We start from the raw sequence: 20,669 nt of genomic DNA on the forward strand, positions 1-20,669 counted from the left end.
GTTCCCAAAACCCTCAAGGGCTGGAACAATGCGGGCCACTTTGTAGAGCGTTTTCGCGGGGGAGTTGCGGGTGCAGATTCAGGGACATTACGAGCTTCAATTCGAAGCGGTGCGCGAAGCCTTCGCGGCACTGTTCGACGATCCCCAGGAACGTGGCGCCGCGTTGTGCATCCGGGTCGGTGGGGAAACCGTCCTCGACCTCTGGGCCGGCACCGCCGACAAGGACGGCAGCGAAGCCTGGCACAGCGATACCATCGCCAACCTGTTCTCCTGCACCAAGACCTTCACCGCCGTCACCGCGTTGCAACTGGTGGCCGAAGGCAAGTTGCAACTCGATGCGCCGGTCGCCCGTTACTGGCCGGAATTCGCGGCCGCCGGCAAGGAGTCCGTGACCCTGCGCCAATTGCTTTGCCATCAGGCCGGCCTGCCGGCCCTGCGCGAACTGTTGGCCCCCGAAGCCCTGTACGACTGGCAAACCATGGTCGACGCCCTCGCGGCGGAAGCACCATGGTGGACGCCGGGCACCGGTCATGGTTATGCCGCAATCACTTACGGCTGGCTGATCGGCGAGTTGCTACGCCGTGCCGACGGCCGTGGGCCGGGAGAATCCATCGTGGCGCGGGTCGCCAAACCGTTGGGGCTGGATTTCCATGTCGGTCTGGCCGACGAAGAGTTTTACCGCGTCGCGCATATCGCCCGTGGCAAAGGCAATGTCGGCGATGCCGCCGCCCAGCGCCTGCTGCAAGTGACCATGCGTGAACCCACCGCCATGACCACCCGTGCCTTCACCAATCCGCCGTCGGTGCTCACCAGCACCAACAAACCGGAATGGCGGCGCATGCAGCAACCGGCGGCCAACGGCCACGGCAATGCGCGCAGCCTGGCCGGGTTCTACGCCGGTCTGCTCGACGGCAGCCTGCTGGAAAGCGAAATGCTCGACGAACTGACCCGGGAACACAGCCTCGGCGAGGACAAGACCTTGCTGACGCGAACCCGTTTCGGTCTCGGTTGCATGCTCGATCAACCTGATGTGCCGAACGCCACCTATGGCCTCGGCCCACGGGCGTTTGGTCATCCAGGCGCGGGCGGTTCCATCGGTTTTGCTGATCCGGAGCACGATGTGGCCTTCGGATTTGTGACAAATACCCTGGGGCCGTACGTCTTGATGGATCCGCGTGCGCAGAAGCTGGCACGGGTACTTGCCACTTGTCTGTAAAGCGTTACCCGAGGATCCAGGGCCGGAACCTCATACGATTTTTCGATTCAAAGCGTCTGTTTATCCGGGCGAAAGTCCTCTGATAGTCCATTACTAATTTTTGTGGGTTTCCAATGTCGTCCAAACAAACTCTCGCTCTGGCCCTGTGTTTCGCGATCACCGGTTGCGCTCAGACTCCCAAGAATGACGCCGATGGCGGCAGCTGGTGGCCGTTCGGCTCCTCCGACAAGGTCGCGGCCAAGGAGCCGGCTCCAGCGTCAGCACCGGTGAAACCCGCCGCTACCGCCCCTGTCGCCAAGACCGAGAGCAGCAGCCACTGGTACTGGCCGTTCGGCTCCGACGATTCGGCCGACAAGGCCAAGGCCGACGTGAAGCCCGAAGTCAAACCGCAAGCCGCGCCTGCTGTCGTTGCCAAGGCTGATTCCGACACCGGCACCAAGTGGTGGTGGCCGTTCGGCGGCAAGTCCCAGGACACCGCCAAAGCCGTGCCAATGCCCGACCCGAAAGTCACCCAGGCCTGGCTCGACGACTACGAGCCGCGCCTGCGTGAGGCGATCAAGGGCAGCAACCTGCAATTCGAGCGCCGTGAAAACGTCCTCGTGGTAACCGCGCCGGTTGAAGGCTCGTTCAACCCGAAACGCCCGGCCATGCTGTTGCCGGTGACCCTGAGTCCGTTCACCAATATCGCCAAGATCCTCGAAGCCGACCCGAAAACCGCGGTCCTGGTGCTGGGCCACAGCGACAACGCCGGTGTCGCGGCAGACAACACCAAACTGAGCCAGGAACGTGCCCAGTCGGTGGCGGCAATCTTCCGCCTCAGCGGCTTGCAGCGTGACCGCCTGATGCTGCGCGGCATGGGCGCCGATGCCCCGCGTGCGGCCAACGACAGCGTTGAAGGCCGTGCCCTGAACCGTCGCGTCGAGCTGCTGGTGACCCCGCAGAACACCATGGTTGCGCTGCTGAGCAAGTACAACATGCCGGCACCGAAGCCGGTGACCATGGTCGCTGCCCAGGACGTCAAGCCAGTCGCCAAGCCTGTGACTCCGGCACCTGCGGCGAAGAAAGCCGCTGTCCCGGCCACCAAAAAGGCACCGGCCAAGAAGGCTGCTGCCAAGGCTCCAGTGAAGAAGGCCCCGGCGAAGAAAACCGCTCCAGCCAAAGCCGCCGCCAGCGACAAGAAAGTCGCGGCGACCGACGCGGCAAAACAGTGATCCGCTAACGAAAAGGAATGCGCCATGACCCAGGCTCTGGCAGATATGCGTCGTGATTACACCCGGGATGGCCTGACCGAGGCGCAAGCCCCGGCCGAGCCTTTTGCGCTGTTCCACCAGTGGTTCGCCGACGCGGTGAAAACCGAGCAGGCGCCCGTGGAGGCCAACGCCATGACCCTGGCCACGGTCGATGCGGACGGGCGTCCGCACTGCCGCATTCTGCTGCTCAAGGGCCTGGACGAGCAGGGCTTCACCTTCTTCACCAACTACGAAAGCGCCAAGGGCCAGCATCTGGCCGCGAATCCGTTCGCGGCCATGACGTTCTTCTGGCCGACCCTGGAGCGTCAGGTGCGTATCGAAGGGCGGGTGGTGAAGGTCACGCCCGAGGAGTCCAACGCGTACTATCAAGTGCGCCCACTGGGCAGTCGTCTGGGCGCTTGGGCGTCACCGCAGAGCCGAGTGATAAACGGTCGGGGTGAACTGGAAGATTTGCTCAGGGCAACCGAGCAACGTTTCACCGACACCCAGCCCGACTGCCCGGAACACTGGGGCGGCTACCGCTTGCTCCCCGAGCGCATCGAATTCTGGCAGGGCCGCGCGAGCCGCCTGCACGATCGCCTCAACTACCGTTTGCAGGGCGCCGACTGGATTCTTGAACGTCTGGCACCTTAAGCAGTCTACCGAGCGGGATAGCCTGCCGCAGCGGCCTCAAGCCACTTCGGCAGATCCCGACGCCTGATCTTCTGTGATCGGGCTTGCGCCAGCCGTTCGAGCATGTAGGCGCGTTTGCCTTCATCCTTGCCGGCCAGCGACAATGCCAGATCGCGGTCCATCCAGCGTTTGATCCGCACGTACAACCACCAGTGGAAGTACAAACCGGCGACGGTTGTGACGACAATGATGAAGTAATCCATGAAAATCCTTGGGGTCGGCGGCGCAAGCTCTGTATTTTGGCGCTACTGTTGGGTGAGTTCGTGGAGGCCCTGTACCGGGCCTGAATGAAACCAAATTTATCCGGGCGGCGCCGTGACAGGCGTCAAGCTGCGGAGTTTAATGAATACCTGTCCTTTGGAGTTGATCCTATGCGTAAGTCTGTTCTGCTGGTTGCTTCCTTTTCCACGATGGCGATGTTGCTTACCGGCTGCCAATCGAGCCTGACCGGTGACTCCTACTCCCGTGACGAAGCGCGTCGCGTGCAGACGATTCGCATGGGCACCATCGAATCCCTGCGTCCGGTGAAAATCGAAGGCACCAAGACCCCGATCGGCGGCGCAGCCGGTGCAGTGGTCGGCGGTGTCGGCGGCAGCGCCATCGGCGGCGGTAAAGGCAGCATCGTTGCAGCCGTTATCGGTGCCGTGGCCGGCGGCCTGATCGGCTCCGCCACCGAAGAAGGCCTGACCCGTACCCAGGGTGTTGAAATCACCGTGCGCGAAGACGACGGCAGCATGCGCGCCTACGTGCAGCAAGTGCAGGAGAACGAAGTATTCCGCGTCGGTGAGCGCGTACGGATTTCGACTGTCGGCGGGACCAGCCGCGTTTCGCACTAAGCGGGAACGAGCGGTAAAGGAAAACCCCGATCAGGTGACTGGTCGGGGTTTTTTGTATACCTCCGAATTGACGAATCAATATTCGGCACGGGTGCCCACAAAGTACTCCAAGTCCTTTGGGAAACTGACGTTTAAAAGATTCTCTAGCGCGGCTATCTGATCTTGATTCAACAACAACTCGCCCGGCTCGACCTCGCTAAGAGGTTTGGATTCTGAGAGCTGGGCAACTTTTTCATTCATCTCACTACCCGTGATATCCAGTTCGAATTGCAAAGAGTCGTCTTGAACTTCATCAGGGAAAAAACCGGTGATCGAAAGGTAGCGCATTAAGGTCTATCAGCCTGTCTGTCGGTGTTAACTGTAGTCAAACGAAATTTGATAGTCGTTGGTACTCAGAGCGATTTGATGTTGAAAGTACGGCTGAATGGTCGCAACCCACTCTTCTACGACATTGAAGCTGCCATTATTGATGTTGCCCTCCACAGGAATGCCTAAGGCATTCAGTACTGATTCATCATCCCCCAGATCTTTCGACGACTCCTCGCCTTGGAATTGCTGGGTTGCTGTGTCGTACCACTCCAGTCTTAGTTCCAGTCCCATCTCGTCCTCACAGATATCTTTTTTTGATGCTTCTTTTTTTTATAGGCCCTTCGCGCTGCTCACCTGTGTAGGGATCGAAGGCTCCGAGGTGAGTTCCATCGCTTCGGTACATTTCTAACTCTCCATGTCTTGAGTCCCATTCGTAAATTGTCTTTCCTTTAGCATCAGTCCAGCGCTTGCGAAGTCCTCCTCCACCCTGAACCGGATTCATGTCTTTAACTTTTTTCAGGTCTGGAAATGCGGTGATTTGGTCGGTCTTCGGCGGTTTATGGTAGCTATGGCCTGCGGGTGCCAAGCCTTTGCGTGATGTGTTCAGTACAACGTATAACGGTTTTACCCCCGAACTTGCCGGAAAAACCAATATGAAATCCCGATACTCCGGCGGATAAACCGGATTCACCAGAATCCCGTCCGCCGCTTTCGTCGGCGGATACACCCAGATATGCGGTGCCTGCGGAGCGGCTTCCAGCGCGGGGATGCCGAGGATGTCGGAGCCGTCCACGGCGGGCGTCCAGATCAGTTCGATGCCTTCGCCGAGGTCTGCGACAAACCGGTTACCGCGTGCGGTGAACTGCACGACATCGACCATTTCCCAGTCGCGGTTCTTGCCGGTGTAGAAGCCGTAACCCTTGAGGCCGCCGTCGGCCTGCTGTTCGACGTGCAAGCGCACGCGGGTTCGGGCCTGTTTGAGGGCGAGCAACTGGTCTTCGGTGTAGAGGGCGCTGTCGCCCAGGTTCGATGGCATGAACATCGCCACCAACCCGATCAGCGGGGCCACGACAGCGGCGGAGGCCATCGCGGGCAATGCCTTGAACGCCTCACCGGCGAGAGCAAAGGTGCCCAGGCCAGCAGGAATGGCAGTGCCGCTGATTTTCTTGAGTGCAACGCCGCCGCTGTCATCGGCTTCACGTCCGCCGAGCAGGATCAGATCGCCGTAATCTTTCAGGCTGTCAGTCGGCACCATCCCCGAAGGATTCGCGTAATCGATGATCGCGTCCGGCAACTTGCAGGACTTGGCAAACGTGCAGCCGGCGCGTACCGGCTCAGGCTTGTTTGACGCGACCTCACGGCTGCGTTCGAAGGCGTCCTGCCGTGCCAGCATGGCGTCGTACTTGTTTTGTCGCTCGTCCTGATCGGCCAGCTCGGTGGCAGTCAGGTAGCGGTAGGTGACGTGATGCCCGTCGCCTGCCGGTGGGTTGGGAACCCGGGGAATGTCCTTTTGACCAGCCACTGATTGTCCTTTCGTTCATGCATCGGCAGCCCCTCGAAAGGGGCTGCACGACGTTAACGAAGCAGGAAAAGCGTGGCTGTAGGACGCGTCTCTAAAGACGTGGGGATTGTTCGCTACGGCATCATGAAGGCAGCGCGGTGTTCTTTCTGCTTGCCGCGAGGGTCACCGCATAACCGATCAATGCGGCGAACACCGAGCCGGTGAGAATGCCCATCCGGTCCATCCCGGCGTATTCACTGGCACCCGGCACGAAGGCGAGGGAGCCGACAAACAGGCTCATGGTGAAGCCGATCCCGCAGAGTATCGCCACGCCCAGCACCTGGCCCCAATTGGCGTTCTGGGGCAGGGCGGCGATGCCGGTTTTCACGGCGAGCCAGGTCAGGCCGAACACGCCGATGGTCTTGCCCAGCAGCAGGCCGACGGCGATGCCCATCGGTACGTGGTGGGTGAAGCTTTCGGCGGTCACACCGGTCAGCGACAAACCGGCGTTGGCGAAGGCGAACAGCGGCAGGATGCCGTAAGCCACCCACGGGTGCAGTGCGTGTTCCAGAGTCAGCAGCGGCGAAGGTTCGGCGTTTTTCGTGCGCAGCGGAATGCAGAACGCGAGAGTCACGCCGGCCAGCGTTGCGTGGACACCGCTCTTGAGCACGCAGACCCACAGGATCAGGCCGATGATCATGTACGGCCCGAGCTTGACCACCCCGAGCCGGTTCATCGCCACCAGCGCCGCAATGCACGCCGCCGCCAGACCCAGCGACAGGGTCGAGAGTTCGCCGGAATAGAAGATCGCGATGATTACGATGGCGCCAAGGTCGTCGATGATCGCCAGGGTCATCAGGAACAGCTTCAGCGACACCGGCACCCGCTTGCCGAGCAAGGCCAGCACGCCGAGGGCGAAGGCGATGTCGGTGGCGGTCGGAATCGCCCAGCCATCGAGGGCGGCCGGGTTGTCACGGTTGAGGAACCAGTAGATCAGCGCCGGCACAAGCATGCCGCCAATGGCCGCCGCACCGGGCAGGACGATCTGTGACGGTTTCGACAGCTGGCCGTCGAGCACTTCGCGCTTCACTTCCAGGCCGATGAGCAGGAAGAACAGCGCCATCAGGCCGTCGTTGATCCACAACAGCAGGGGTTTGGCGATTTTCAATGCGCCGATCTGCGCGACCACCGGGGTGTCGAGCAGGCCGGTGTACAGCCACGACAGCGGCGAGTTGTTGATGATTAGAGCCAGGATGGCCGCGGCGATCAGTAACAGACCGCTGGCAGCTTCCAACTGAAAGAAACGCGTGAAAGTGCTACGCAGAGGCAAGGTCGCTCTCCATCGATAAAGTCAAAAGGTGGGACACCCTAACCCGTACTGTTAGTTGTTAAAACAAAAGTTATATTCTTTTTTGTTATATATGGTTACAAGGCGCATGCCAGACCTGCAGCAGAGCCTAGCAGTTGCCGACGGTATTGAAGTTCAGCTGTATCTGTCAGTGCGGTGGGATTTTTCCTAAGCTTGGGGGCTAAGCCTGTGAAGGCACTTCTGCCCGATTCAACGAGAACGACAGCCATGAGCGACAACCGACAGTGGGCCCGCGAAGCCATCCGGATCATCGAAGCGGACTTCCAGCGCAGCGCCGACACCCACCTGATCCCATTGCCGCTGCCGGGGTTTCCGGGTATCGAGTTGTACTTCAAGGACGAATCCAGCCATCCCACCGGCAGCCTCAAGCATCGCCTGGCCCGTTCGCTGTTTCTCTACGCCTTGTGTAACGGCTGGCTCAAGCCCGGCGCGCCGGTGATCGAGGCCTCCAGCGGTTCGACGGCGATTTCCGAAGCGTACTTCGCGCGGATGCTCGGGCTGCCGTTCATTGCGGTGATGCCGGCGACCACCTCCAAGGAAAAGATCGCCCAGATCGCCTTCTATGGCGGCAAAAGTCACCTGGTGGACGATCCGACCCAGATTTACACCGAGTCTGAACGCCTGGCCCGGGAACACGACGGCCACTTCATCGACCAGTTCACCTACGCCGAGCGCGCCACCGACTGGCGGGCGAACAACAACATCGCCGAGTCGATCTTCCAGCAGATGCGCTACGAGCAGCACCCGTGCCCGGCGTGGCTGATTTCCAGCCCCGGCACCGGCGGTACCACCGCGACCCTCGGCCGTTACGTGCGCTATCGCCAGCACTGCACCCGCGTGCTGTGCGCCGATGCCGAGCGTTCGGTGTTCTTCGACTTTTACCAGACCGGTGATGCCAGCCTGCGTCTGGACCACGGTTCGCGGATCGAAGGCATCGGCCGGCCTCGGGTGGAGGCGTCGTTTCTGCCCAAGGTAATCGATGCGATGGTCAAGGTGCCGGATGCCTTGTCGCTGGCCGCCATGCATTACCTGGCGCAGCGTCTGGGCCGGCATGTGGGCGGGTCGAGCGGCACCAACCTGATCGGCGCGCTGATGGCGGCGCAGCAGATGAAAGCGGCGGGGGAGTCGGGGTCGATCGTGGCGATCCTGTGCGATGGTGGCGAGCGCTATGCGGACACCTATTACGATCAGGCGTGGCTCAAGGCGCAGGGCTATGAGCTGGAGGGATTGATGGCGGCCGTGGCGGCGAGTGCCGAGAAGGGTGAGGCACTGCCGGCCTCGGTTCTGCGTGCCAATATCTGACGCAGAATACGACTGTGGGAGCGAATTCGCTCCCACAGTTTTTGGTATCGCTTCAGGTGTGGCGTATCAGGCCTCGAGGCCCAGGATGTCACGCGCCACAGCTTCCGCAATCCGGATCCCGTCAACACCCGCCGACAGAATCCCGCCCGCATAACCCGCGCCTTCACCGGCCGGGAACAGACCTTTGACGTTCATGCTCTGCAGCGACTCGTTGCGGGTGATCCGCAGCGGCGACGAAGTCCGCGTCTCGATCCCGGTCAGCACCGCATCGTGCAGCGAATAACCGCGAATCTGCTTCTCGAATGCCGGCAGGGCCTCGCGGATCGCCTCGATGGCGAAGTCCGGCAACGCCAGGGCCAGATCGCCCAATGCCACGCCCGGTTTGTACGAAGGCTCAACTTCGCCCAGCTCGGTGGAAGGCGTGCCGTTGATGAAGTCGCCGACCAGTTGCGCCGGCGCCTTGTAGTCGCTGCCGCCGAGGATGAAGGCGTGGGATTCCAGACGCTCCTGCAACTCGATCCCGGCCAGCGGACCGCCCGGATAATCGACTTCCGGCGTAATGCCGACGACGATGCCGGAGTTGGCGTTGCGCTCGTTACGCGAGTACTGGCTCATGCCGTTGGTGACCACGCGGTTCGGCTCGGAAGTCGCCGCCACCACGGTGCCGCCCGGGCACATGCAGAAGCTGTAGACCGAACGGCCGTTCTTGGCGTGGTGCACCAGTTTGTAGTCGGCGGCGCCGAGTTTCGGGTGACCGGCGTACTTGCCCAGTCGCGCACGGTCGATCAGTGATTGCGGGTGCTCGATGCGGAAACCCACCGAAAACGGCTTGGCTTCCATGAACACGCCACGGCTGTGGAGCATACGGAACGTGTCACGGGCACTGTGGCCCAGCGCCAGGATCACGTGTTTCGAATGCAGGGTTTCGCCGCTGGCCAGCTCGACGCCGACCAGTTGGCCGTCTTCGATCAGCACGTCGGTGACGCGTTCCTGGAAGCGCACTTCGCCGCCCAGGGCACGGATCTCTTCACGCATGGTTTCGACCATGCCGGTCAGACGGAATGTACCGATGTGCGGCTTGCTGACGTAGAGGATTTCTTCCGGCGCGCCGGCCTTGACGAACTCGTGCAGGACTTTACGGCCGAGGAATTTCGGATCCTTGATCTGGCTGTACAGCTTGCCGTCGGAGAACGTGCCCGCACCGCCTTCGCCGAACTGCACGTTGGACTCGGGGTTGAGTACGCTTTTGCGCCACAGGCCCCAGGTGTCCTTGGTGCGCTGGCGCACTTCGGTGCCGCGTTCGAGGATGATCGGCTTGAAGCCCATCTGCGCCAGCAGCAGGCCGGCGAAGATCCCGCACGGGCCGAAACCGACCACGATCGGGCGCTGGCTCAGGTCGCTCGGCGCCTGGCCGACGAATTTGTAGCTGACATCCGGCGCCACGTTGACGTTGCGGTCATCGGCGAACTTGCCCAGCACCTTGGCCTCGTCGCGCACTTCGAGGTCGATGGTGTAGATGAAGCACAGTTCGGAGGACTTTTTGCGCGCATCGTAGCTGCGCTTGAACAAGGTGAAATCGAGCAGGTCATCGCTGGCGATGCCCAGGCGTTGCACGATTGCAGCGCGCAGGTCTTCGTCGGGATGGTCGATCGGCAGCTTGAGTTCAGTGATTCGTAACATGACAGGATCCGGTTCGCGGGGCGCACAACTGCGCCAGGGCGTTTGAAGGCGGCGATTATAAGCCGCAACGGCCGGATCCCGTGAGGGTAAAACGATCAGTCGTTGCGCGAACCGCCGAAATACCCGCAGCCGCGCTGCACCTTGCCGTCGATACGCAGCTCGGCGCTCATGTGCTGCACGCTGCCGGTGTTGCTGTCGACGCAGCGCTGCGGCGCCACCCACAACTCGATGCGCTGGTTGTTGGCTTCACTGCTGAGGTTGAAACGGCCGTCGCCCAGTTGCTCTTCGACATAGGGCACAGCGAGCGGTGGCTGGCCTTCGCGATCGATGACCATGCCTTTGCCGCTGACCTTGACGTTCCATTCCGGGCCATGGCCGGCGGCGCGCAGGATCAGTTGCTTGAAGTTCGGATCATCGCAAGCGGTGCCGGAGCGTTCGACGCGGTATAGCTGGGTCAGGTCGAGACGGTCACCGGCGATCTTCCCGCGCACGTCGGCGAACAGCTTGCCCTGCTGATCGGCCAGGGTGGCGGCCTCTTGCAGAATGCTGGTGCCGCCGATGTCGTTGACCACGTACTGGCGCTGCTCGCCGCACGACTGAAACACCAGTTTGCCGTCGGCAGCGGTCAGTTGGCCCTGCATCCGCGTCTGGCCGACGTGGGAGGCGCTTTCCCGCGCGCCATCGAACAACTGGCACGCGGCAAACAGAGGGAGCAGGGCAACAACGATCAAGGAACGGGCAACACGCATCTTCGGCTCTCCAGACAAGTGCCGTCACGTTACGCAGGCTGACCGCTTATCACAACCTTGAGTTGAACTTGCCACGTAGCGGAAACATTTGGCTTAACTTTGGAAGTCGGGACGAAGGACATTTGGCCGTACCTTGTCCGCCTTTTGGATGCGCGAGGTTTTTATGAAAGGATCAGGCAGGGTGCTATTGGCGGTACTGGCAATGATGGCTGCATGGCCGTCGATGGCGGCAGAAATTGCTTTTTCATCAGAGGCGGATTTCTCCGAAATGAGCCTCGAGCTCAAACGAATCGATGATCCGAATCCGCAAGCCGTCATGCTCAATGTTACGTTGAGCCCGGATGCGCAGCGTCGCCTGCAGCAGGTGACGATTGAGGGAATGCACCAGCCCCTGCTGTTGTCCATCAACGGCGTTCAAGTGTCGAGCGCAACGATTCAATCGGTGATCAATGGCCCGAGCCTGAGAATAGCCGTGCCCCGCGAGGTCGCCAGCAAGCTGCTTCCGACGCTGCTGGAGCACTGAAACCTTGATGCGACGCTAACCCAGCGCCGCATGCCGAGGCTTTTCAGCCCACGTGAAATGTCTGACCTGTCTGCAGGCCTTCGACACTTTTGGCGTAGGCCAATGCCACATCCGCCGCAGGAACCGGCTTGTAGCCGCGGAAGTACGGGGCGTAGCTGCCCATGGCTTCCACCAGCACGGTCGGGCTGATCGAGTTCACGCGCAGGCCCCGTGGCAGCTCGATGGCGGCGGCACGGACGAAGCTGTCCAGTGCACCGTTGACCAGTGCTGCCGAAGCACCGCTGCGGATCGGGTCGTGGCTGAGGACGCCGGTGGTGAAGGTGAACGATGCGCCGTCGTTGGCGAATTCACGGCCGATCAGCAGCAGATTGACCTGGCCCATCAGTTTGTCTTTCAGGCCGAGGGCGAAGCTGTCTTCGTTCATGTCGCCCAGCGGGGCGAAGGTCACGTTGCCGGCGGCGCAGACCAGTGCGTCGAACTTGCCGGTCTTTTCGAACAGCTTGCGGATCGATGCGCTGTCGCTGATATCCACCTGGAAATCGCCGCTGCTGCGGCCTATGCGAATGACTTCGTGACGCTGCGACAGCTCTTTGTCCACGGCCGAACCGATGGTGCCGCCGGCGCCGATCAACAGAATTTTCATCGTGCTTGCCTCAAGTGATTGAACGAGCTTTCAGTCTAGAGTGGTTTTTTCCGCTGATAAGCGCGCTAATGGGCAACCTTTGGTTTTCAAATGGAAACAATCCATGAGCGAGATGGATGATCTGGCGGCGTTCGCGGTATTGATCGAGGCCGGCAGTTTTACCCTGGCGGCGCAGCAACTGGGGTGCAGCAAGGGACAGCTGTCCAAGCGCATCAGTCAGCTGGAGGCGCAGTTTTCCGTGGTGCTGCTGCAACGCACCACACGTCGGCTCAGCCTGACGGCGGCCGGTGCGGCGCTGTTGCCCCAGGCTCAGGCGCTTGTCGTCCAGGTCGAAAGGGCGCGTCAGGCATTGGCGCGTTTGAAGGACGATATGGCAGGCCCGGTGCGGATGACGGTTCCGGTGTCGCTGGGGGAAACTTTCTTCGACGGCCTGGTGCTGGAGTTTTCGCAGAAATACCCCGAAGTGCAGATCGAGCTGGAGCTGAACAACAGCTATCGCGATCTCTCCCGCGATGGCTTTGATCTGGCGATCCGCACCGACGTCGCCAACGACGAGCGTCTGGTGGCCAAGCCTTTGCTGGCCTGGCAGGAAATGACCTGCGCCAGCCCGGCCTACCTTGAGCGTTTCGGCGAACCGGCGACGCCACAGGCGCTGGCCGACCATCGTTGCCTGCTCAACAGTCACTACGGCGGTCGCGAAGAATGGCTCTATCACCAGCAGCACGAACTGTTGCGAGTGCGGGTGTCGGGGCCGTTCGCCAGCAATCACTACAGCCTGCTGAAAAAAGCCGCACTCGCTGGCGCCGGCGTCGCTCGCCTGCCGTCCTATCTGTTGCAGACGGAATTGGCTGACGGCCGATTGCGCTGGCTCCTGCGGGATTTTCAGACCCGGCGCATGCCGATGTACCTGGTGCACCCGTATCAGGGCGGGCTGCCGAAGCGCACTCAAGTGCTGGCGGACTACTTGATCGACTGGTTCAAGCGCAGCGGCGAGGCCCTGGACCGGCTTCAGCGGTAACGTCGGGCGATCAGATGATCGATCGACAGTTTGCCCGGACCGGTGGTCATCAGGTACAGCAACACTGCCGCCCAAGTTCCGTGGGTCGGGTAGGCGTCGGGGTACACGAACAGCTCGATGACCAGCGTCATGCCCAGCAGTGCCAGCGCTGAAAACCTTGTGGCGAAGCCGACGAGGATCAGGATCGGGAAAAAGTGTTCGGCGAACGCCGCCATGTGCGCGGCGATTTCCGGTGACAGCAGCGGCACGTGGTATTCGCTCTGGAACAGCGGAATCGTCGAATCGGCCAAGTGCGGCCAACCGACCTGGAACGTGCCGTCGATCAGGTCGATGGCCAGGCCCTCGACCTTGGTCTGCCCGGATTTCCAGAACACCGCCGCGATGGAAAAACGGGCGATGAAGGCGATCAGGCTGTGCGGGATTTTTTCCAGCAGCGCAATGGCGCGGGCAATGAGGCTGTTCATGGCGAAACCTTGTGATGTAAATGGGTAATGGTCTGGCGGCTGATCAACAGGGCCAGGGTCTGGCTGAGATCGAAGGCGTCTGCGGATGCCAGCGCCTCGGTCAGTGACAGGCCGGCCTTTAGCTGGCCGATGAACTGGCTGACGCCGGGATCCACGGCGAACACCTCGACCTCCAGGCCGTTGCGCAGGATCAGCGCGTGCTGGGCCTGATTCAGATCGATCCCGGCCAGCGTGGCGTCGTGCTGGTGCGCGGCCCAGATATCCACCACGGGAAAGACTGAGTCGAGTATGTGCAACGAAGGGTGCAGGCCGATTTGCAAGCGCCTCAGGCCTTCCTGATCCGCGAAGGCCGCAGCGATCCGGTCCTGGCTGAGCGGCGCGATATCGGCGGCGTGATAGGCCAGCGTGCGCAGGCGTTCCAGTCGCGCGACATCGGCCAGATAAGGCACGCTCGACGCCGGTTCGAATCCGCTGATGAAGTCCGCCAGATCACTGCCGTAGTCGCTCATCAACGGGCTTCGTGGCGGGTGGTTTTGAATGAAAACGCCGGCCATGGCGCGGAAGAATTCTTCTCCCACCAACTGCCTCACCACGGGATAACTGTCGGCCAGTGCATTGCTCAACGAGCCTTGCACATTGTTGCGGTACACCGCGAATCGACTGGCCGGATCGGCCCCGTTGGTGCTGCACAATCCGTCGGGGCAGGGCAGGCCGATATCGAGCAGTGCGGCGCTGAACACGGCTTGGGTGCTCATGGCCGACCTCCTGCGCAAAGCAGAAGCTCGTCGGCCTGTTGCGCTTCGGCCAGCAGCACGTCGAAGGCCGGCACCTGATTGTCCCGTTCGATCAGCGTCGCCACCGGGCCGACGCGTTCCAGCGCCTGCCGGTACAGCGACCAGACGGCCTGATCGATCGGTGCGCCGTGATCGTCGATCAGCAAGCGATCACCGAGGCTGTCGGAGTCTTCGGCAAACCCCGCCAGGTGGATCTCGCCAACTGCGTGCAGCGGCAGTGCGTCGAGGTAGGCCAGGGGATCGCGCTGATGATTGATGCACGAGACGTAGACATTGTTTACGTCCAGCAACAGACCGCAGCCGCTGCGCCGGATGACTTCACGGATGAAGTCCGCTTCGTCGATTGTCGAACGCTCGAACGCCAGATAGGTCGCCGGGTTTTCCAGCAGCATCGGACGCTTGAGGGTGTTCTGCACCTGGTCGATGTGATCGCAGACGCGATTCAGCGTCGGCGTGTCGTAGGCCAGGGGCAATAGATCATTGAGAAACACCGGGCCGTGAGTCGACCAGGCCAGGTGTTCGGAAAAGGAGTGGGGTTGATAACGCTCGATCAGCGCGCTCAGGCGTTTGAGGTGTTGCACATCCAGCGGGCCTTCGGCACCGATGGACAGGCCGACGCCATGCAGCGACAGCGGATACGCCTCGCGGATCAAACCCAGAAAGTGATGAAACGGGCCGCCGGCCACCATGTAGTTTTCGGCGTGGACTTCGAAGAAACCGATGTCCGGTAGAGAACCGAGCACTTCACGGAAGTGCCCGGTCTTGAGCCCCAGTCCGGCACGGGGCGGGAGCCCGGTGAGGGCTGCCCGAGTGCGGGGGGAGGCATGGTCGCAGGAAGTGATCATGATCGACACTCGGGCAGCCTCCGGATCAGGACTTGGCCTTGAAGGCTTCCATCTGACCGAAACCGGTCGGCGAGGTTTTGCTTTCGGTGGTGGTGCAGGTGCCTTTCGGAACGAACTTCCAGGAGTTGGCCTGGTAATCCATTTTTGCAGTGCCTGCACAGGTGGTGCCGGCGCCGGCGGCACAGTCGTTATGACCTTTCATGGCCACGCCGAAGCATTTTTCCATGTTGCTGTTGTCGGCCGCCTGAACGGTCGAAACGGCGGCCATGCTCAGGGCGGAACCAAGGGCCAGAACCAGGGCGGTGGCGGACAGGGTACGGGTGGTAGCAGTCATGATGTTTCTCCGATTTTTGCTTGGGTTGGAACAAGCGATGTGCGCTTGCTTACCCCACTAGAGAAACGACCTGGCGATGCGTTACAGCGAAAGGCAAAATAATTTATCGAATACAAAAAAACGGCCCGAAGGCCGTTTTTTTGTTTGAAGCGATCAATCAACCGCCGAGGTACGCCTCGCGCACTTTCGGGTCGGTCAGCAGCGCTTCGCCGGTGCCTTGCATCACCACCCGGCCGTTCTCCAGAACGTACGCGCGGTCAGCGATTTTCAGCGCCTGGTTGGCGTTCTGCTCGACCAGGAACACCGTCACACCGTCCTTGCGCAGCTGTTCGATGATGTCGAAGATCTGCTGGATGATGATCGGTGCCAGACCCAGCGACGGCTCGTCGAGCAGCAGCAGCTTCGGCTTGCTCATCAGCGCCCGGCCGATGGCGAGCATTTGTTGTTCGCCGCCGGACATGGTGCCGCCGCGCTGGTTGAAGCGTTCTTTCAGGCGCGGGAAAAGTCCGAGAACCTTGTCCATCTGTTCCTGATAGTCGCCCTTGTCGGTGAAGAATCCGCCCATGGACAGGTTCTCTTCGACAGTCAGTCGGGCAAACACCCGGCGGCCTTCCGGCACCACGGCGATGCTCTTGCGCATGATCTGCGACGAGTCCTGGCCGACCAGTTCCTCACCCATGTAGCGGATGCTGCCGCTGTGGGCCTGCGGCGAACCGCAGAGCGTCATCAGCAGGGTGGACTTGCCGGCACCGTTGGCGCCGATCAGGGTCACGATCTCGCCCTGGCGGACTTCGACGTTGACGCTGTGCAGGGCCTGGATCTTGCCGTAGAAGGTGGAAACGTTTTCGAACTGCAGCATTTACGCTTCCCCCAGATAGGCTTTGATCACTTCAGGATTGTCGCGGATCTGTTCCGGCGTGCCGTCGGCCAGAGGCGTGCCCTGGTTGATCACGACGATGTGGTCGGAAATGCTCATGACCAGTTTCATGTCGTGTTCGATCAGCAGCACGGTCACGTTGTGCTCTTCACGCAGCACGCTGATCAGCGCCTTCAGGTCTTCGGTTTCCTTCGGGTTCAGACCGGCGGCCGGTTCGTCGAGCATGAGGATCCGTGGACGGGTCATCATGCAGCGAGCGATTTCCAGACGACGCTGCTGACCGTAGGCCAGGGTGCCGGCCGGACGGTTGGCGAACTCCTTGAGGTTGACCTTTTCCAGCCAGTATTCGGCGTATTCCATGGCCTCGCGCTCGCTTTTGCGGAACGCCGGGGTCTTGAACAGGCCGGACAGGAAATTGGTGTTCAGGTGACGGTGCTGGGCGATCAGCAGGTTCTCGACCGCCGTCATGTCCTTGAACAACCGCACGTTCTGGAAGGTACGCACCACGCCCTTGAGGGCGATCTTGTGGCCAGGCAGGCCTTCGATCGGTTCGCCATCGAGCTTGATGCTGCCGCCGCTCGGCTTGTAGAAACCGGTCAGGCAGTTGAACACGGTGGTCTTGCCCGCGCCGTTAGGCCCGATCAGCGCCACCACTTGTTTCTCTTTCACGGTCAGGGCCACGCCGTTGACCGCCAGCAGGCCGCCGAAGCGCATGCTCAGATTTTCGACTTTCAGGATCTCGCGGCTCATTTGCGCAGCTCCATGTGAGGACGTTGCATGGGCAGCAGACCTTGAGGTCGCCAGATCATCATCAGCACCATCAGGGCGCCGAACATCAACATGCGGTACTCACTGAACTCACGCATCATTTCCGGCAACAGGATCATCACGACCGCGGCCAGTACCACGCCCAGCTGCGAACCCATGCCGCCCAGCACCACGATGGCGAGAATGGTCGCCGACTCGATGAAGGTGAAGGACTCCGGCGTCACCAGACCCTGACGGGCAGCGAAGAAGCTGCCGGCGAAACCGGCGAAGCAGGCACCCAGGGTGAATGCCGAAAGCTTGATGATCGTCGGGTTCAGACCCAGCGCGCGGCAAGCGATCTCGTCTTCGCGCAACGCTTCCCAGGCACGGCCCAGGGGCATGCGCAGCAAGCGGTTGATGACGAACAGCGCGAACAGCGACAGCAACACCGCGATCAGGTAAAGGAAGATCACCTTGTTCACCGGGTTGTAGGTCAGGCCGAAGTACTCGTGGAAGGTCTGCATCCCCTCTGCGGCCGTCTTGTCGAAGGTCAACCCGAACAGCGATGGCTTGGGAATGTTGCTGATGCCGTTCGGGCCGCCGGTGATGTCGGTGAGGTTACGCAGGAACAGACGGATGATTTCACCGAAGCCCAGCGTCACGATCGCCAGATAGTCACCGCGCAGACGCAGGACCGGGAAACCGAGCAGGAAGCCGAAGGTGGCCGCCATCAGTCCGGCGATCGGCAGGCAGATCCAGAAGCTCAGGCCGTAGTAGTGCGACAGCAGCGCATAACTGTAGGCGCCGACGGCATAGAAGCCGACGTAACCGAGGTCGAGCAGGCCTGCCAGGCCGACCACGATGTTCAGGCCCAGGCCGAGCATCACGTAGATCAGCACCAGCGTCGCGATATCCACCGCGCCGCGAGAACCGAAGAACGGCCAGACCAGTGCACCGATGATCAACGCAATGATGATCCAGCGCTGAGTGGTCGGCAGGGTCAGGAAGCTGCTGGCCTTGGCCGGCATCTTGGGCAGGCTCGGCGAGGATTTCCACGCCGCGCCGATCTGCTGGTCGAACAGCACGCGCAGGAACATCAGTACCGAGCAGACGGCAATGGTGATCAAGGTCGAGGTACTTGTGCCATGCACTTCGAGGTTGATGCCGACGATGGTCAGCTTCAGACCGAGTACCGGGTAGGCCACCGCCCACACCAGCAGGGCGCTGAACAGCGCCTGTTTAAGATTCCTAGTCATACTTTCTCAACCTCCGGACGACCCAACAGGCCGGTTGGCCGGAACAACAGCACCAGAACCAGCAGGCCGAACGCCACGACGTCCTTGTACTGGTCGCCGAAGATATCGGCACCAAAGGCTTCCGCCACACCGAGCACCAGCCCGCCGAGCATGGCGCCGGGGATGCTGCCGATGCCGCCCAGTACCGCGGCGGTGAAGGCCTTGAGGCCGACGAGGAAACCGGCGTTCGGGTTGATCACGCCGTATTGCATGCTCAGCAGCACGGCCGCGATGGCCGCCAGCGCAGCACCGATGACGAAGGTCAGGGCGATGATGTTGTTGGTGTTGATGCCCAGCAGGTTGGCCATCTTGATGTCTTCGGCACAGGCGCGGCAGGCGCGGCCCAGGCGAGAGCGGGAGATGAACAGCGTCAGGCCGAGCATGGCGACCAGGGTCACCACGAACACCACGATTTGCATGTAGGAAATCAGCACTTCATGTGCGCCACCTGGCCCGATGGAAAAGTTTCCAGGGATCAGGTTGGGGATGGATTTGTCCTTGGAGTCTTGCGCCAGCAGAACCGTGTTCTGCAGGAAGATCGACATACCGATGGCGGAAATCAGCGGGATCAGACGGTTGCTGCCGCGCAAGGGGCGGTAGGCGACCCGTTCGATGCTGTAACCGTAGGCACTGGTCACGACGATGGTTGCGAGAAAAGCGGCGGTCATCAACAGCGGAACGCTGTCGAGTCCCATCATGGACAGCCCGGCGATGGCGATGAATGCCACGTAGGAGCCGATCATGTACACCTCGCCATGGGCGAAGTTGATCATTCCAATGATGCCGTAGACCATCGTATAGCCGATGGCGATCAGGGCATACGTGCTGCCAATGGTCATGCCATTAACCAGCTGTTGGAAGAAGTGATAGATGTCAGGCATTACAGCGCTCCTAAAAACCTGATACGCATTTCACTGGTGGAGTCATTTTCCCGCCCGGCCCCGTGGATCTTTATCCACTTCGAATCCGGGTTTTGCCAGCGAACCGCTGATGACGGTTTTGAGATTTTCAGGTGGGGAGACTGGCGGATCACGCCAGCGCGGCCCAATACATTCGTAAAACAAAGCCCACGGCACGCCGTGGGCTTTATTGGCAGTCAGTCAGGCAGCGCCTTACTGAGGCGAAACTTCGGTTTTAGGTTTGCCGAAGTGCCACTCGTAGACCACGAATTTGAAGTCCTTCAGGTCGCCCTTGGCGTCGAAGCTCAGATCGCCGGTCGGGGTCTTGAAGGTGCCTGCGTGAATGGCGGCCGCCACTTTGGCAGGGTCTTCGGATTTGGCAGCGGTGATACCTTGTGCAATCACTTCAACCGCCGAGTAGGACGGGAACACGAACGGGCCGCTCGGGTCTTCTTTCTTCGCCTTGAAGTCTTCAGCCAGTTTCTGGTTGGCCGGATCCTGGTCGAAGGACTTCGGCAGGGTCACCAGCAGGCCTTCGGACGCATCCTTGGCGATCTGCGAGATGGAGTCGTTACCCACGCCTTCCGGACCCATGAACTTGGCTTTCAGGCCTTTTTCCTGGGACTGACGCAGGATCAGGCCCAGCTCAGGGTGGTAGCCGCCGTAGTAGACGAAGTCGACGTTGGCTTGCTTGAGCTTGGAGATCATCGAGGAGAAGTCTTTGTCGCCGGCGTTGACGCCTTCGAACACGGCAACCTTGACGCCTTTGCCTTCCAGGGTTTTCTTCACGGCGGTGGCGATGCCTTCACCGTATTGCTGTTTGTCGTGCAGGACAGCAACGATTTTCGGTTTCACGTGATCGGCAATGTAGTTACCGGCGGCAGGGCCCTGGGCGCTGTCCAGACCGATGGTGCGGAACACCATTTTGTAACCACGGCTGGTGATGTCCGGGCTGGTGGCAGCCGGGGTGATCATGATCACGCCTTCGTCTTCGTAAACGTCCGAAGCAGGCTGAGTGGAGCTGGAGCACAGGTGACCGACCACGAACTTGACGCCGTCGTTGACGACCTTGTTCGCAACGGCTACCGCTTGTTTCGGGTCGCAAGCGTCATCGTATTCAACGGCTTCGAGCTTCTTGCCGTCGACGCCGCCCTTGGCGTTGATCTGTTCGATGGCCATTTTGGCGCCACTGAACTGCATGTCGCCGTACTGGGCTACCGGGCCGGTTTTAGGGCCGGCGATACCGATCTTGATGGTGTCAGCTGCGAACGAATGGCTGGCAACCCCGGCCAGTACCATAGCGGCAAACAGTTTGGAAATCTGCTTAGTAGCCTTAGTCATAGTGC

At 61.0% G+C, this 20,669-nt stretch carries 24 protein-coding genes; 7 read left to right on the forward strand and 17 right to left on the reverse strand.

Features of this window, described 5'->3' with window-relative positions; all coding sequences use genetic code 11:
• The first annotated feature begins 70 nt into the window (after positions 1 to 70).
• The 3 genes from IF189_RS06440 (at position 71) to pdxH (ending at position 3,099) form a co-directional block, all read left to right on the forward strand.
• Positions 71 to 1,216, forward strand: a complete 1,146-nt coding sequence (locus IF189_RS06440; RefSeq protein WP_085712940.1) for a serine hydrolase domain-containing protein — start codon at positions 71 to 73, stop codon at positions 1,214 to 1,216.
• Positions 1,217 to 1,329: 113 nt separating this feature from the next.
• Positions 1,330 to 2,427 carry an OmpA family protein gene (locus tag IF189_RS06445; protein WP_192552995.1) on the forward strand — a complete coding sequence of 366 codons (1,098 nt, stop codon included), beginning with the start codon at positions 1,330 to 1,332 and terminating at the stop codon, positions 2,425 to 2,427.
• A gap of 24 nt (positions 2,428 to 2,451) precedes the next feature.
• On the forward strand, positions 2,452 to 3,099 hold the full coding sequence (gene pdxH / locus IF189_RS06450; protein ID WP_192552996.1) for a pyridoxamine 5'-phosphate oxidase: 648 nt from the start codon (positions 2,452 to 2,454) through the stop codon (positions 3,097 to 3,099).
• A 5-nt stretch (positions 3,100 to 3,104) separates the two neighbouring features.
• Here the strand turns inward: pdxH and IF189_RS06455 are convergent, their stop codons facing one another.
• Positions 3,105 to 3,341: a hypothetical protein gene (locus IF189_RS06455; RefSeq protein WP_085712943.1), complete on the reverse strand. Its 237-nt coding sequence runs from the start codon at positions 3,339 to 3,341 to the stop codon at positions 3,105 to 3,107.
• A 168-nt stretch (positions 3,342 to 3,509) separates the two neighbouring features.
• Between IF189_RS06455 and IF189_RS06460 the strand changes: the two genes are divergently transcribed.
• A complete protein-coding gene (locus IF189_RS06460; protein ID WP_007969461.1) occupies positions 3,510 to 3,974 on the forward strand; it encodes a glycine zipper 2TM domain-containing protein in 465 nt (154 codons plus the stop codon).
• Positions 3,975 to 4,049: 75 nt separating this feature from the next.
• Here the strand turns inward: IF189_RS06460 and IF189_RS06465 are convergent, their stop codons facing one another.
• The 4 genes from IF189_RS06465 to nhaA form a co-directional block, all read right to left on the reverse strand.
• Positions 4,050 to 4,301: a pyocin S6 family toxin immunity protein gene (locus tag IF189_RS06465; RefSeq protein WP_119427237.1), complete on the reverse strand. Its 252-nt coding sequence runs from the start codon at positions 4,299 to 4,301 to the stop codon at positions 4,050 to 4,052.
• A 27-nt stretch (positions 4,302 to 4,328) separates the two neighbouring features.
• Entirely contained in the window at positions 4,329 to 4,574 is a 246-nt protein-coding gene (locus IF189_RS06470) for a colicin E3-like toxin immunity protein (protein WP_134825715.1), read from the reverse strand.
• Positions 4,575 to 4,581: 7 nt separating this feature from the next.
• Positions 4,582 to 5,805 carry an S-type pyocin domain-containing protein gene (locus tag IF189_RS06475; RefSeq protein ID WP_192552997.1) on the reverse strand — a complete coding sequence of 408 codons (1,224 nt, stop codon included), beginning with the start codon at positions 5,803 to 5,805 and terminating at the stop codon, positions 4,582 to 4,584.
• Positions 5,806 to 5,926: 121 nt separating this feature from the next.
• Positions 5,927 to 7,114 carry a Na+/H+ antiporter NhaA gene (gene nhaA, locus IF189_RS06480; protein ID WP_085729906.1) on the reverse strand — a complete coding sequence of 396 codons (1,188 nt, stop codon included), beginning with the start codon at positions 7,112 to 7,114 and terminating at the stop codon, positions 5,927 to 5,929.
• 246 nt (positions 7,115 to 7,360) lie between these two features.
• On the opposite strand from nhaA, the gene IF189_RS06485 reads away from it, so the two are divergent.
• Positions 7,361 to 8,455, forward strand: coding sequence for a PLP-dependent cysteine synthase family protein (locus IF189_RS06485; RefSeq protein ID WP_134825717.1), 1,095 nt, complete (start codon positions 7,361 to 7,363; stop codon positions 8,453 to 8,455).
• A gap of 66 nt (positions 8,456 to 8,521) precedes the next feature.
• Here IF189_RS06485 and IF189_RS06490 read toward each other — a convergent pair whose 3' ends face one another.
• A complete protein-coding gene (locus IF189_RS06490) occupies positions 8,522 to 10,135 on the reverse strand; it encodes an NAD(P)/FAD-dependent oxidoreductase (protein WP_085729908.1) in 1,614 nt (537 codons plus the stop codon).
• A gap of 95 nt (positions 10,136 to 10,230) precedes the next feature.
• Positions 10,231 to 10,884: a COG3650 family protein gene (locus IF189_RS06495; protein WP_134825718.1), complete on the reverse strand. Its 654-nt coding sequence runs from the start codon at positions 10,882 to 10,884 to the stop codon at positions 10,231 to 10,233.
• Positions 10,885 to 11,047: 163 nt separating this feature from the next.
• Between IF189_RS06495 and IF189_RS06500 the strand changes: the two genes are divergently transcribed.
• Positions 11,048 to 11,407 (forward strand): hypothetical protein, encoded by a 360-nt coding sequence (locus tag IF189_RS06500; RefSeq protein WP_134825719.1) that lies wholly within the window; start codon positions 11,048 to 11,050, stop codon positions 11,405 to 11,407.
• A gap of 43 nt (positions 11,408 to 11,450) precedes the next feature.
• On the opposite strand, the gene IF189_RS06505 is transcribed toward IF189_RS06500, so the two are convergent.
• Positions 11,451 to 12,050 carry a short chain dehydrogenase gene (locus IF189_RS06505; protein WP_085712951.1) on the reverse strand — a complete coding sequence of 200 codons (600 nt, stop codon included), beginning with the start codon at positions 12,048 to 12,050 and terminating at the stop codon, positions 11,451 to 11,453.
• A gap of 103 nt (positions 12,051 to 12,153) precedes the next feature.
• Here IF189_RS06505 and IF189_RS06510 point away from each other — a divergent pair, with 103 nt between their 5' ends.
• Positions 12,154 to 13,068: a LysR family transcriptional regulator gene (locus IF189_RS06510; protein WP_134825720.1), complete on the forward strand. Its 915-nt coding sequence runs from the start codon at positions 12,154 to 12,156 to the stop codon at positions 13,066 to 13,068.
• Here the strand turns inward: IF189_RS06510 and IF189_RS06515 are convergent.
• From IF189_RS06515 to IF189_RS06555, 9 genes are all read right to left on the reverse strand, one after another.
• Positions 13,059 to 13,532, reverse strand: a complete 474-nt coding sequence (locus IF189_RS06515) for a DoxX family protein (RefSeq protein WP_192552998.1) — start codon at positions 13,530 to 13,532, stop codon at positions 13,059 to 13,061. The genes IF189_RS06510 and IF189_RS06515 overlap by 10 nt on opposite strands.
• Entirely contained in the window at positions 13,529 to 14,287 is a 759-nt protein-coding gene (locus tag IF189_RS06520) for a DUF2063 domain-containing protein (protein WP_192552999.1), read from the reverse strand. Before IF189_RS06520 ends, IF189_RS06515 begins: the two co-directional genes overlap by 4 nt.
• Complete coding sequence (locus IF189_RS06525; protein ID WP_192553000.1) at positions 14,284 to 15,171, reverse strand: DUF692 domain-containing protein; 888 nt, start codon at positions 15,169 to 15,171, stop codon at positions 14,284 to 14,286. Before IF189_RS06525 ends, IF189_RS06520 begins: the two co-directional genes overlap by 4 nt.
• A gap of 25 nt (positions 15,172 to 15,196) precedes the next feature.
• A complete protein-coding gene (locus IF189_RS06530) occupies positions 15,197 to 15,505 on the reverse strand; it encodes a DUF2282 domain-containing protein (RefSeq protein ID WP_085712955.1) in 309 nt (102 codons plus the stop codon).
• Positions 15,506 to 15,662: 157 nt separating this feature from the next.
• Entirely contained in the window at positions 15,663 to 16,364 is a 702-nt protein-coding gene (locus tag IF189_RS06535) for an ABC transporter ATP-binding protein (RefSeq protein WP_003222380.1), read from the reverse strand.
• Positions 16,365 to 17,132 carry a high-affinity branched-chain amino acid ABC transporter ATP-binding protein LivG gene (gene livG / locus IF189_RS06540; RefSeq protein WP_192553001.1) on the reverse strand — a complete coding sequence of 256 codons (768 nt, stop codon included), beginning with the start codon at positions 17,130 to 17,132 and terminating at the stop codon, positions 16,365 to 16,367.
• On the reverse strand, positions 17,129 to 18,385 hold the full coding sequence (locus IF189_RS06545; protein ID WP_114881719.1) for a high-affinity branched-chain amino acid ABC transporter permease LivM: 1,257 nt from the start codon (positions 18,383 to 18,385) through the stop codon (positions 17,129 to 17,131). The genes livG and IF189_RS06545 overlap by 4 nt, the downstream gene beginning before the upstream one ends.
• A complete protein-coding gene (gene livH / locus IF189_RS06550; protein ID WP_085729918.1) occupies positions 18,382 to 19,305 on the reverse strand; it encodes a high-affinity branched-chain amino acid ABC transporter permease LivH in 924 nt (307 codons plus the stop codon). The genes IF189_RS06545 and livH overlap by 4 nt, the downstream gene beginning before the upstream one ends.
• 231 nt (positions 19,306 to 19,536) lie before the next feature.
• Entirely contained in the window at positions 19,537 to 20,664 is a 1,128-nt protein-coding gene (locus IF189_RS06555) for a branched-chain amino acid ABC transporter substrate-binding protein (RefSeq protein ID WP_085712959.1), read from the reverse strand.
• Positions 20,665 to 20,669 lie beyond the last annotated feature (5 nt).

Origin of the sequence: Pseudomonas sp. IzPS59 (assembly GCF_014863505.1) — a bacterium.
Lineage (GTDB): Bacteria > Pseudomonadota > Gammaproteobacteria > Pseudomonadales > Pseudomonadaceae > Aquipseudomonas > Aquipseudomonas kribbensis.

Excerpts from the sequence above, each read along its gene's own strand:
- IF189_RS06520 (WP_192552999.1), bottom strand. The coding sequence starts at position 14,287 with ATGAGCACCCAAGCCGTGTTCAGCGCCGCACTGCTCGATATCGGCCTG.
- livH (WP_085729918.1), bottom strand. The coding sequence starts at position 19,305 with ATGCCTGACATCTATCACTTCTTCCAACAGCTGGTTAATGGCATGACC.
- IF189_RS06510 (WP_134825720.1), top strand. The coding sequence starts at position 12,154 with ATGAGCGAGATGGATGATCTGGCGGCGTTCGCGGTATTGATCGAGGCC.
- IF189_RS06545 (WP_114881719.1), bottom strand. The coding sequence starts at position 18,385 with ATGACTAGGAATCTTAAACAGGCGCTGTTCAGCGCCCTGCTGGTGTGG.
- IF189_RS06500 (WP_134825719.1), top strand. The coding sequence starts at position 11,048 with ATGAAAGGATCAGGCAGGGTGCTATTGGCGGTACTGGCAATGATGGCT.
- IF189_RS06485 (WP_134825717.1), top strand. The coding sequence starts at position 7,361 with ATGAGCGACAACCGACAGTGGGCCCGCGAAGCCATCCGGATCATCGAA.
- IF189_RS06495 (WP_134825718.1), bottom strand. The coding sequence starts at position 10,884 with ATGCGTGTTGCCCGTTCCTTGATCGTTGTTGCCCTGCTCCCTCTGTTT.
- IF189_RS06490 (WP_085729908.1), bottom strand. The coding sequence starts at position 10,135 with ATGTTACGAATCACTGAACTCAAGCTGCCGATCGACCATCCCGACGAA.
- pdxH (WP_192552996.1), top strand. The coding sequence starts at position 2,452 with ATGACCCAGGCTCTGGCAGATATGCGTCGTGATTACACCCGGGATGGC.
- livG (WP_192553001.1), bottom strand. The coding sequence starts at position 17,132 with ATGAGCCGCGAGATCCTGAAAGTCGAAAATCTGAGCATGCGCTTCGGC.
- IF189_RS06530 (WP_085712955.1), bottom strand. The coding sequence starts at position 15,505 with ATGACTGCTACCACCCGTACCCTGTCCGCCACCGCCCTGGTTCTGGCC.
- IF189_RS06460 (WP_007969461.1), top strand. The coding sequence starts at position 3,510 with ATGCGTAAGTCTGTTCTGCTGGTTGCTTCCTTTTCCACGATGGCGATG.
- IF189_RS06470 (WP_134825715.1), bottom strand. The coding sequence starts at position 4,574 with ATGGGACTGGAACTAAGACTGGAGTGGTACGACACAGCAACCCAGCAA.
- IF189_RS06525 (WP_192553000.1), bottom strand. The coding sequence starts at position 15,171 with ATGATCACTTCCTGCGACCATGCCTCCCCCCGCACTCGGGCAGCCCTC.
- IF189_RS06555 (WP_085712959.1), bottom strand. The coding sequence starts at position 20,664 with ATGACTAAGGCTACTAAGCAGATTTCCAAACTGTTTGCCGCTATGGTA.
- IF189_RS06465 (WP_119427237.1), bottom strand. The coding sequence starts at position 4,301 with ATGCGCTACCTTTCGATCACCGGTTTTTTCCCTGATGAAGTTCAAGAC.
- IF189_RS06505 (WP_085712951.1), bottom strand. The coding sequence starts at position 12,050 with ATGAAAATTCTGTTGATCGGCGCCGGCGGCACCATCGGTTCGGCCGTG.
- IF189_RS06455 (WP_085712943.1), bottom strand. The coding sequence starts at position 3,341 with ATGGATTACTTCATCATTGTCGTCACAACCGTCGCCGGTTTGTACTTC.
- IF189_RS06445 (WP_192552995.1), top strand. The coding sequence starts at position 1,330 with ATGTCGTCCAAACAAACTCTCGCTCTGGCCCTGTGTTTCGCGATCACC.
- IF189_RS06515 (WP_192552998.1), bottom strand. The coding sequence starts at position 13,532 with ATGAACAGCCTCATTGCCCGCGCCATTGCGCTGCTGGAAAAAATCCCG.
- IF189_RS06535 (WP_003222380.1), bottom strand. The coding sequence starts at position 16,364 with ATGCTGCAGTTCGAAAACGTTTCCACCTTCTACGGCAAGATCCAGGCC.